Raw genomic sequence first — 11,470 nt, 5'->3', positions numbered from 1 at the left:
AGACGACAGTCAGACCGTAAAAATTCGAGACGACAAAAATCAGGTTGTATATCATTTGAGGTCTGACTATCGTCTGAGCTCTTAATAACTAAACTCAGGTCAGACGACAGTCAGACCGTAAAAATTCGAGACGACAAAAATCAGGTTGTATATCATTTGAGGTCTGACTATCGTCTGACCTCGTAACAACAAAAAACATGAAACATATACATATTTTCGGACTCATCCTTTTTGCGCTTGGTTTCTATTCGTGCGAAACCCTTGTGAATGACGTGGACCCCGACCGTTTGCCGCGTACTGACAGAAAATTGGTGGTACACGGGTACTTGTCACCCCAAGATACACTGATTGCCATAAAAGTTTATTACAGTACCCAAGTTGTCGGAAACGACCCTTATCTTACTGGTAACGGGCTTCCGATTCCTTTGGCCAATGCCAGTGTCACCCTTTCGACCCAAGGAAAGAGCGCGAAACTTTCGTTTAACAGCGAATTAAATGCCTATACCATTAAACCCAGTGAATTTCCAATTTTAGAAGGGCAAACCTACGCGCTGAAGGTGGAACGAGACGACCAAGTGGCGGAGTCTTCGTGTACCGTCCCTCGGGCGGTGGCTATTCAGCAAGTACTGCAAGATTCGGTAGAGCGTAGCACTTCCAACCCTGCTATTACTCCTCCAAAAGATTACTTATATACGTTGGTTTGGAAAGACCTTGTAGGACAAAAAAACTACTATCGCGTAGCGGGCTATGTCTATCTAACCCAGCGCACCCAAACAAGTCAAGGTAAGTTTATCGATAATCCCAATTTTAGCAACCTAAGTTTTCGAGACAATAATCGTTCCCGTGAGTTTATCGACGACCAAGACGTAGATGGTGCACAGATTACCTCTGGTTCGGGTCGGTTTTTTAATTATTATTCTTCGATAAACACTAATTCGCCTTTTACCCTTCATTTTGTGGAAGTATCGCTCATTCATTGCGAAAAAACGTACTACGATTACCATCAAGCCATTCAGAATTTTGACCGTGACAACCCCTTTGCCGAGCCGTCGCTGATTCCTTCCAACATCAAAAATGGTTTGGGGTGTTTTGCGGCGTATAATCGTAGTTCCGTTGTCATAAAGAAATAAGTATTGAGAAGTTGCAACACCCACACAAGCGGCTGCGTAAAAGTAGCTGATATTGTGGGTGTTTGCTTTACAGTAATTATCCCATAAAATCGTCTTTTAAATTCGGTATTATTGTGCACTTCTTTTATTCACACTACATGAGCAAACTTTTCCTTTCGTTTTTCTTGGTTTCTCAATTAGCGCTTACAGTACTGGGGCAAACTGCCAAAGTCGCCGATACTTCTCCGCAAAAGCCTATTACAGAGACTCTTTATCAAAATGCAACGGAGCTTTCGCAGCACCTCTACAATGGTCAGCGGTACCATATTTACGATAGTCGTTCAAAAGATCACCAGTTTTTTCAGGTAGAAGATTGGCGGCCAGGAAGCTTTGACTACGATGGGCAGCATTTTGAAAATATCCCAATCATGTATGACATCGTCAAAGATTTGGTGGTTATTTATTACCAAGGGCGCTCAGGCTTGATTCAGCTACAGAGCGAACGGGTCAGTCGGTTTTCATATATTGATCACCACTTTGTGCGAATCGAGCAGAATAAAGCGCTTGGGACGACCGTACCAACGGGTTTTTATGACTTTTTGTACGATGGCAAAACCAAGGTGTTGGCTCGCTGGACGAAGCAACGGCAAGAGCAAATTGAGAGCAACAGAGTGAATGTCTATTTTTTGCCCAAAACCTTTTTTTACATTCAAAAAGAAGGCGAATACCATCTTATTACGTCAAAAAAATCGGCACTGGCCTTGTTTGGAGAACATAAAAAAGAACTCAAAAAACACCTCCGCGAAAAGCGTATTAAGTTCCGCAAAAACCGCGAAGAAGCCCTCATTACAATTGCTAAACACTATGACCAACTTGTCCACCCATGAAAAAACAGCTACTTATTTTCTTCTTGCTTAGTGTCTTTGGTAGTGCGACATGGGCGCAAAACAAAACCGAAAAACGAATCAGTATTACGCTCACCGAAGGTACTTTTGAGCAGTTTGTGAAAGAGGCGGAAAGCCAAACAGGCTGCTTTTTTTACTACGAAAAAGGGCTAATTGATAGCCTAAAAATTACCATTAAAGCTCAAAATCAGTCGCTGACGAGTGCGTTGTTGCAGGTGTTCAATGGCACCGATTTTAAGTTTTCTATGGACGAGCAGCAACGTGTTTTTGTTACCTCCGATCAAGCCATCATCACGGCGCTTCCTTCCAACCTCTTTGAAGGTGACGACACTCCTGCTGATCAGAATCAATACGTGGCTCCTACCACCGACGAGTCGGACAAACTGCTATCGACTGCGGAAAGTAAGACGTATAACATTGGTCCTCAACGTCAGCGTATTATGGAAGGCAAGTCGGCTATTTCGGGTTATGTACGAAACGCCGTCACGGGAGAGCCCGTCATCGGTGCAGCCGTCTATATTGAGTCGCCGTCGATTGGAGTTACGACCGATGCCCTTGGCTTCTTTGCGCTCAAGATTCCGAATGGCAAACATACCCTCAAAATCAAGAGCGTTGGGATGCGTGACACCTACCGCCGTATTGTACTTTATGGAGATGGAAAACTGGACATTCAAACCCAAGAGAGCGTAACAGCTTTGAAGGAAGTATCGGTCGTAGCAGGAAAAGATGTCAACATTGCAGGGACACAAATGGGGCAAATGAAACTGAGCATCAAAACCATGAAACAAGTCCCTACGGCGTTTGGCGAAACGGATTTGCTTCGGGCTGTATTGACGCTTCCAGGGGTGAAGTCGGCCAGTGAAAGTAGCGTTGGGCTCAACGTACGGGGAGGATCTACCGACCAAAACTTGATTTTGCTCAACGATGCAGTGATTTATAACCCGTCGCACTTATTTGGATTTTTCTCCGCTTTTAACCCCGATGCCATCAAAGAAATTGAGCTTTACAAAAGCACGATTCCTGCGCGATATGGTGGGCGTTTGTCGTCGGTACTCGAAATCAATGGCCGAGATGGCAACAAGAAAAAGTTTGTCGGTTCAGGGGGAATTGGGCTTTTGACGGGGCGCTTGTCCGTCGAAGGGCCTATTATCAAAGACAAAACGTCGTTTTTGGTGGGTGGTCGTTCGACTTATTCTAATTGGCTTTTTAGACGTTTGGATAACAATGCTTTCAACAAAAGTACCGCCAATTTTTATGACGTAAACCTCCAATTGAGCCACGAAGTCAACCAAAAAAACAGCTTGACGCTTTCGGGCTATTTCAGCAATGATAAATTTAAACTCTTTGGTGATACCGCCTACGCTTACCGAAATCAAGTAGGGTCGTTTAAATGGAAACATACCTTCAACTCCAAGCTGTACGGCACTTTTACGGGTGCATTTAGCAAGTATAATTATTCGGTGGGCACCTCGCGCGTTCCTATCAATGCGTTTGACCTTACCTTCGACATTCAGCAAAGCAATGCCAAGCTTGACTTTACGTATTTTCTCCACCCAAAACACACGCTTGATTTTGGGGTAAGTAGCATTTTGTACAAACTTTCGCCTGGTACTATCACGCCTGCGGGAGAAAAATCACTCATTCTTCCTGATGTTTTAGAACAAGAACAAGGGGTAGAAAGTGCCATTTACATTGAAGATCGTTATGACGTTAACTCGCGACTTTCGTTGAGTGCGGGTCTGCGTTTTTCTACCTATTCGTTTTTGGGCCCTAAGACAATCAATAATTATACGGCAGGGTTTCCCATTGAAAAAATCTACCTAGATGGCACTACCGAATACGGAAAAGGCAAAAATATTCGTAGCTATCAAGGACCCGAATACCGCATTTCGGGTCGCTATCGGCTAACAGATAATACGTCGGTTAAAGCAAGTTATAACACGACTCGCCAGTATATTCACTTGTTGAGCAATACAATGGTCATGTCACCAACCGATATTTGGAAACTCAGCGATCCCTACATTAAGCCGCAGTTGGGCAGTCAGTGGGCGGTAGGTGTTTATCGAAATCTTCGTGGCAATAAGCTAGAGTTGTCGGTTGAAGCATACTACAAAACCATCCAACATTTCTTGGATTACAAAGGCGGAGACTCGTTGATTATGAACCACCACATCGAAGCGGCGGTCATTTCGACAACGGGGAAAGCGTATGGAGTGGAGTTGATGGCCAAAAAATTGACGGGAAAACTGAACGGCTGGGTGAGCTACACCTACGCCCGTACCCTACTGCGGGCCGACGACCGTACGTCGCCAGAAGCACCTAACAATGGAGACTATTATCCAAGTAACTACGATAAGCCCCACGATTTTACGCTTGTCAGCAACTACAAGTTTTCGCACCGTTTTAGTTTGTCGTTCAATTTTACCTACAGCAGCGGACGACCTTACACGCCGCCTATTGGAAAATACATATTGGAAGGAGTGCAGCGTATTTATTATGCCGAACGAAACCAATACCGAATCCCTGATTATTATCGGGTGGATTTTTCGATGAATGTAGAAGGGAACCACAAAGTCAAAAAGTTAGCGCATAGTTCGTGGACATTTGCGGTGTACAACTTGCTTGGTCGGAAGAATCCTTCGTCGGTGTATTTCCGTTCGCAAAATGGCATCATTCAGGGTTATATGCTGTCGATTTTTGGGCGACCTATTCCTACCGTTACGTACAACTTTAGGTTCTAACCTCTTCATTTTCACACTAATTACATGAAAAAAATACTTTTGTTTATCGTTATAATGGCGGGGCTTTGGGTGCTTGAGGGGTGCGTGGTGCCTTTCTCACCTCCTGAGGTCTCAACGCCTGGCCGCTTTTTGGTTATAGATGGTTTTCTAAACACCAACGGAATCGACAGCAGTAGCATTATGCTAACTTATACCCAAGTAGTTTCTAATAAAAATACTTTTGGAACGGAGCTAAGAGCACGGGTGACTGTGGAGGGGAATAAAGGAACTACTTATACTTTTACCGAAATCGGGAAGGGGTTGTATCGGCTTCCAGCCCAAAAAGTTAATCCTTCAGAGCAGTTTCGGATTCGTATCAAAACCACTGCCAACAAAGAGTACCTATCGGAGTATGTAGAGGTGAAACAAACGCCCCCGATTGATAGCATAACCTATAAAGTTGCTTCTGATAGGAGCTCAGTTCAGGTGTTGGTCAATACCCACGACCCCCTCAATAAAACCCGCTATTACCGTTGGCGTTTTGAAGAAACTTGGGAGTATCACGCTCCTTTGATATCGGTCTATGAAATCAAGAATAAAGCCATTGTAGATCGTACTTCGCTGATCAATGTTTGTTGGCAAACGGCTCGTCCTTCGACGATTTTGTTGGCATCAACCGCCAAACTATCGCAGGACGTTATCAGTGATTTTCCTGTGACAACCATCACCGCTGCTTCCAACAAACTCCGAGTGAGGTATAGCATTTTGGTAAAACAAATCGGGTTGACAGAAGACGGGTTTGCGTACTGGAATTCACTTTCAAAGACGACCGAAAAAACAGGAAGCCTTTTTGACCCACAACCGTCGCAAGTGACAGGAAATATCAAAAATACGAGCAATCCTCAGGAATTGGTGTTTGGGCATTTTAGTGCCGTTTCGCCCCAAGAAAAACGCTTCTTTGTCCCTGTGACGCTCGGCTTCCCCGTTTTCTGTCCACCGTCGGATACCCTGAGCGCTGCTGATGCCCTCAAATGGACAGATATTATTGTGAGTCAATACTACCCCGAAGGTGCCCGCTTTCCTGATTATATTGTTGGTACTTCCGAATGTGCCGATTGTCGAACCCAAGGTGGTACGCTCGTTCGTCCTAGTTTTTGGTAATAACCCTCCTTATGCTATGAAATTCCGTTTTCTACTAACGCTATATTCTACTTTTTTGCTTGGGGTAGCCGCAGGAGTGGCCCAAAACCCGACGCAGCAACTGACCAATTACCGTCAGCAAGTACCGCAAGAAAAACTCTTCATTCACCTCGACCGACCGTTGTATTTGGTAGGTGAAATGATTTGGTTTAAGGCGCATTGTGTCGATGCGGCCTTGCATACGCCATTGGACATGAGCAAAGTGGCTTATTTGGAGGTGTTGGACAAAGACCAAAATCCTGTATTACAAACCAAAATCACCCTCGACGGTGGCAAAGGCGTGGGTTCGGTGTTTATTCCCCCGTTTTTGGCCAGCGGCAACTACCTAGTGCGTGGCTATACGCAATGGATGAAAAATTTTAGCTCGGAATTTTATTTCCAAAGCCCCATCACCATCGCAAATCCGTTTAGCAAACCAGCCGCTGCCCCCACCACGGAAAAAACAACAACGCCTTACGATTTGCAGTTGTTTCCCGAAGGTGGTCATTTGGTGCAAGGACTCGAAAGTAAAGTGGCGTTTAGGGCTGTGGGCGAAGATGGAAAAGGAATCGCATTTCGGGGACGGGTTGTCAATCAACAAAACGATACCGTCGCTCGTTTTGAGCCGCATAAATTTGGCATGGGCACTTTTGGATTTGCTCCCCAAACAGGGCAGTCGTACCGTGTTTTGTTGCAAGATGCTCAAAAACAATGGTTCGTTTATAAATTTCCTGATGTGTTGGCGCAAGGCTATGCCATGCAAGTGAGCGAGTCAACGGCCAATACGCTTGATGTCATTGTTCGAGCCCAAGGCAAAGAAGGTGCCGTATCTTTGCTGGCACATACCAAAGGAATCGCTAAACATGCCGCTCAGGCTACTTTCCAGAACGGTCAGGCGCGTTTTAGCCTCAACAAAAACGTGCTTGGTGATGGCACTTCGACTTTGACAATTTTTGATAACAATCAAACGCCAGTTTGTGAACGCTTGTACTTTAAGCGTTCAAAAGAGTCGTTGACGGTTTCGGTCCAAGCGGGCAAAAGCCAGTACAACGTTCGCGAAAAAGTAGAACTAGACCTTGGAACGCAGATAGGCGCTGCCGCGGCTGCCGCCGATTTGTCGGTATCGGTATTTTTGGTGGATTCGCTGCCCGCACCTTCGCCTGTGTTTATCGACAGCTATTTAGGGTTGAGCTCCGACCTCAAAGGCAATGTGGAGGCACCCCATTATTATTTTCAAAACGATGATGAGGTGGCGTTGGATAACCTGATGCTGACCCACGGTTGGCGACGTTTTACTTGGGATGACGTTAGGCAGACCAAACCAAAGTTTGCCTTTCCTCCCGAAATGACGGGGCATTTTATTACGGGAAAAGTGGTGGATGCCAAAACGGGCGCGGCTGTTCCTGACATTGATACGTATTTGGCCGCTCCAAGCAAACGTCCTCAATTGTTTGTTTCGACGAGCGATTCTTTGGGGCGTATTTTGTTTGAATTGAAACACTTTTTGGGGGCAAAAGAGGTCATTGTTCAGACCAATACCCGCAAAGACAGCACCTATCGCATCGAAATCAATAGCCCGTACTCCGACAAAACATCTTCGTATGTGTTGCCTAAATTCCATTTTGATGCTTCTTGGAAAAACGATTTGCTAACCCGCAGTATCAACATGCAAACCCGTAATTCGTTTTTGCCCAAATCGGCCCAACAAATGATGACTACCGAGGCTGATACGTTGGCCTTTTTTGGAAAACCTGATGAAAGATACCAATTGGATGCCTACACGCGCTTTCCTACGCTGGAAGAGGTTATGCGGGAGTATGTACCAGGAGTGGCTGTTCGCCGCCGACAAGGGAAGTTTATTTATCGAGTGTATGACAAACTGCAATCAAATGTCCCGTTTGAGGAAGAACCGCTTGTGATGGTGGACGGCGTTCCGATGTTTGATACCGACAAAGTGCTGACGTTTGATCCGCTCAAAATTAAAACGTTACAGGTGATTGACGGCCTTTATTACCTTGGACCAGTATCGTTTCCTGGCATTGTGAGTTATTCTACTTACAAAGGCGATTTGGCGGGTTTCCCTATTGACCCACGCGCGTTGGTGCTTTCGTACGAAGGTGTACAGGGAAAGCGGGAGTTTTATGCACCGCGTTACGATGCGGCCGAGCAGCTTAAAAGTCGTGTTCCCGATTTTCGTAACCACCTGTACTGGAATCCGCAGGTAATGACAACTAGCAACAAACAAACCCTCAACTTTTATACTTCAGACCAAGTAGGTACGTACCGAGTTGTGGTACAGGGCCTGACCGACAAAGGCGTTGCAGGTAGCAAAACGTTTACGTTTGAGGTCAAAAAATCGTCTTTGTAAAATATGTTTTGCAGTTACACTTGCCCATTTGTGAGATTAATTATCTGATAATCAGTAAGAAGTGGTGAGGTATTAGAAAGTAAAATCGAGAAAAGAACATTTGATTGATTTACGCTGTTATTTGTGATATATTTGAAAAAAGGTTGTGTTATGGTAGTAGAACGTCAAAACAATGAGATTTTAATCCGTTTACCTGATAGCTTCGACATTCAGGAAGTACAGCGGTTGCTTGATTATTTCCGCTTTATGGAATCATCGAGTAAAAACCAAGGAACGGAAGAACAAGCCACTACTCTTGCTCGGCAGGTAGAAACTAATTGGTGGAAAGAAAATAAGTCTCGATTTCTACCATGATTATTATTGTTGATACAAACATCCTGTTTAGTGCGCTTATTTCCCCTAACAATCTAATAAACAAGCTTCTCGCTTACCCTTCTTTGGATGTTCGCAATATAACTTGCCATTATGCCCTAGCTGAATTATTCAAGCATCAGGCTAAGATAGTTAAACACTCGAAAAAGCCTGTAAATGAAGTGTTTTATGATTTTTCAACCCTCATAAATCGGCTTCAACTTTATAATGAAACGCTTATTGAAAAAAAGTATTGGCAGGAAGCGAACCGCCTAACAGAAGGCGTTGATAATTATGACATAAGCTATGTTGCATTAGCACTACAACACAATTCAAAGCTTTGGACGGGTGATAAAAAGCTTATTACTCACTTGCGTTCAATGGGATTTACACAAGTGATTGATACCTCTGAGCTTTACGGTTTATTTGGGAGGATGTGGTAAAAGTACTCTTAAACAAGCCTTACTATTCCCGTTAGACCCTGAATTTTATTCAGGCTATCGGGTTTTATTTTTGTAGAGCATCCAAAAAATCTTTCATAATTCTATATCTCGGGAGCTACTGACACGTGCTGAATAAATTTGCTTTACCAGCTCGTCGCCAGTTTCTTCACCTTGCCAACTTCCAAACAGGCTATAAAAGAGTTTTCCCTTCTCATCTTCCGATTGGATATCTTCAATAACAATCTTAACTTCCTTTTTACCAAACATTGCTTTGACAACCTCAATGAAGCTCAAATTGAGATTTTCGGTATTTAATTGATACGTATGTTGCATTATCCCACCTTATTTTATACATGTAAGACCAATTTTATTGAACCCGAAGATTTTTATTTTATCCGTGTGAATCAGTTCAATCTGTGTCATCAGTGTGCTAAAATCGTCGATAATAGAACACGGATGTTCATAGATTTGACACGGTTTTTATGGATTTAAAAAATCTTCGGGTGTAGTAAGACTAATTTTAGCTTCTATAGAATATTCTTGTATTATACATAGTTCTACACTTATTGTTAAGCTTTCTAAACCTTCCTTTTAAAAATATTTCTTCGACTCATAGGGGGAAGACAATCACTGAGTTGTCATAGGAGCAAATGAGTGCTTTATCCGTCGTTTTCGACAACTCGTCACAAAAAGAAACGGTACGTTGGCCGCAAAATCGTACTTTTGCGACAAAACGAAGGGAATCCTATTACGTGCAATTGTCGGACACACAAATACTTATAGCCATCAGGGAAGGCGACGAACGGGTTTTCGAACAAGTGTTTCGGAAATACTACGGAGGGCTATGCACCTACGGGCGGTCGATTTTGCGTGATGAGGAAGAAGCGGAGGAGATTGTTCAAAACGTGTTTGTGGGTATTTGGGAAAAACGGGCGGAATTGGAAATTACACAGTCGCTCAAGTCGTATTTGTATCGGGCGGTGCATAACCATTGCCTCAACCGCATCAAACACCAAAAAGTGCGCGACGAACACCAGCAATACACGCTTTATTCGCAAGAAGAAGCGTACGAATCGGTGAGTCAGACGGTGTATAAAAACGAACTCGAAAGCGAACTTGCCAAGGCGATTGGGAAGTTGCCCGAACAATGTCGGGTGATTTTTAAGTTAAGTCGTTTTGAAGAATTGCGTTACCAAGAAATTGCGGATCAATTAGGCTTGTCGGTTAAGACCGTTGAAAATCAGATTGGAAAAGCGCTCAAAATATTACGCGCCGAATTGGCAGACTTCCTGCCCGTGGTAGCGATTATCTATTGGTTGACCAAAAACCTTTGAGGTTTACGAAAATTTAGTGCATGACAAAAATTTACCCATGAGTGCAAACGAATCCATTTCGGACGATTTACTGGCGAGGTACGTGGCGGGAACTACCACCCCCGACGAACAAGCGCAGGTAAAAGCATGGCTGGCCCAATCGACCGACCATGCGCAGGAATTGGCGCGTTTTGAGCGGGTGTGGGAGGCTTCGACGCAGGTACGCCCTCCTGCCATGGAGGTGGACGTAGAGGCTGCTTGGAGTAAGGTAAATAAGCGAATAACTGCTAAGAATGAGCAAGTTGAGCCGAAAGTGTTGCCGTTGCGAAAGTCCTCTTTTGCCGCATGGCGCGTAGCAGCAAGTGTGCTGGTCGTGCTCGGTTTAGGCTGGCTGGGGTATCGTTGGATGACCCCGATAGAAAAAGCCGAAACCGCTGTGGTGAAGACCCAAAAAAATACGTTAGAGCAAACCCTGCCCGACGGAACAAAGGTGTTTTTAAACGAAAATTCAGCCCTGACTGCCGCCGCTGATTTTAACGAAGAAACGCGCACGGTCACGCTGAAAGGAGAGGCATATTTTGACGTCAAACGCGATGAAACGCGGCCTTTTATCATCAATGCCAACGGTACGGAAGTACGGGTGTTGGGGACATCGTTCAACGTAAAAGCGTACGATAACCACGTTCGAGTGGCGGTCACGAGCGGAAAAGTGCAGTTTTCGACCCCAAAACAGAAAGTAGTGTTGGTGAAAGACGAAGCCGCCGCTACTTCCGAAGCCGATACCATCATCAAACTACCTGCGTTGAATTTCAACGAAATGGCCTACCGAACGCGGGTGTTTGTGTTTGAAAAAACCAATTTGAGCGACGTCGTTGCGTCGCTGCGCGAAGGCTACCACGCCGATATTCGCCTCGGCAGTCGTCGGTTAGAAAACTGCCTGTTGACGGCGCGTTTTGAAAAAGAAAGTTTAGATACCACGCTTTCCGTCATTGCCGAAACCCTGAACCTACGGGTTGTTCGGCGCGGAAATTCCATCTTATTGGATGGAAGCGGATGTGAATAATGTACTTCACAATCAACTG

10 protein-coding genes are annotated in these 11,470 nt (G+C 44.6%); 9 read left to right on the top strand and 1 reads right to left on the bottom strand.

Features of this window, described 5'->3' with window-relative positions:
• Positions 1–197: 197 nt before the first annotated feature.
• The 7 genes from AC23N5_RS07085 to AC23N5_RS07055 all read left to right on the top strand — a co-directional run bounded on the left by AC23N5_RS07085 (position 198) and on the right by AC23N5_RS07055 (position 9,075).
• Positions 198–1,130, top strand: coding sequence for a DUF4249 domain-containing protein (locus AC23N5_RS07085; protein WP_487755005.1), 933 nt, complete (start codon positions 198–200; stop codon positions 1,128–1,130).
• Positions 1,131–1,267: 137 nt separating this feature from the next.
• Positions 1,268–1,996 carry a hypothetical protein gene (locus tag AC23N5_RS07080; RefSeq protein WP_487755004.1) on the top strand — a complete coding sequence of 243 codons (729 nt, stop codon included), beginning with the start codon at positions 1,268–1,270 and terminating at the stop codon, positions 1,994–1,996.
• Positions 1,993–4,755: a TonB-dependent receptor gene (locus AC23N5_RS07075; RefSeq protein WP_487755003.1), complete on the top strand. Its 2,763-nt coding sequence runs from the start codon at positions 1,993–1,995 to the stop codon at positions 4,753–4,755. The genes AC23N5_RS07080 and AC23N5_RS07075 overlap by 4 nt, the downstream gene beginning before the upstream one ends.
• Before the next feature lie 24 nt (positions 4,756–4,779).
• Positions 4,780–5,895, top strand: a complete 1,116-nt coding sequence (locus AC23N5_RS07070; RefSeq protein ID WP_487755002.1) for a DUF4249 domain-containing protein — start codon at positions 4,780–4,782, stop codon at positions 5,893–5,895.
• A gap of 16 nt (positions 5,896–5,911) precedes the next feature.
• Positions 5,912–8,281, top strand: a complete 2,370-nt coding sequence (locus AC23N5_RS07065) for a hypothetical protein (protein WP_487755001.1) — start codon at positions 5,912–5,914, stop codon at positions 8,279–8,281.
• 150 nt (positions 8,282–8,431) lie between these two features.
• Positions 8,432–8,635, top strand: a complete 204-nt coding sequence (locus AC23N5_RS07060) for a hypothetical protein (protein WP_487755000.1) — start codon at positions 8,432–8,434, stop codon at positions 8,633–8,635.
• Positions 8,632–9,075: a PIN domain-containing protein gene (locus AC23N5_RS07055; RefSeq protein ID WP_487754999.1), complete on the top strand. Its 444-nt coding sequence runs from the start codon at positions 8,632–8,634 to the stop codon at positions 9,073–9,075. Before AC23N5_RS07060 ends, AC23N5_RS07055 begins: the two co-directional genes overlap by 4 nt.
• A gap of 93 nt (positions 9,076–9,168) precedes the next feature.
• Here the strand turns inward: AC23N5_RS07055 and AC23N5_RS07050 are convergent, their stop codons facing one another.
• Entirely contained in the window at positions 9,169–9,408 is a 240-nt protein-coding gene (locus tag AC23N5_RS07050) for a hypothetical protein (protein WP_487754998.1), read from the bottom strand.
• Positions 9,409–9,725: 317 nt separating this feature from the next.
• Between AC23N5_RS07050 and AC23N5_RS07045 the strand changes: the two genes are divergently transcribed.
• Both AC23N5_RS07045 and AC23N5_RS07040 read left to right on the top strand, forming a co-directional pair.
• A complete protein-coding gene (locus AC23N5_RS07045) occupies positions 9,726–10,409 on the top strand; it encodes an RNA polymerase sigma-70 factor (RefSeq protein ID WP_487754997.1) in 684 nt (227 codons plus the stop codon).
• A 37-nt stretch (positions 10,410–10,446) separates the two neighbouring features.
• Positions 10,447–11,451, top strand: coding sequence for a FecR domain-containing protein (locus tag AC23N5_RS07040; protein ID WP_487754996.1), 1,005 nt, complete (start codon positions 10,447–10,449; stop codon positions 11,449–11,451).
• Positions 11,452–11,470 lie beyond the last annotated feature (19 nt).

This window comes from Runella sp. R5_40, assembly GCF_057652295.1.
This window is presented reverse-complemented; position numbering and strand designations above follow the sequence as displayed.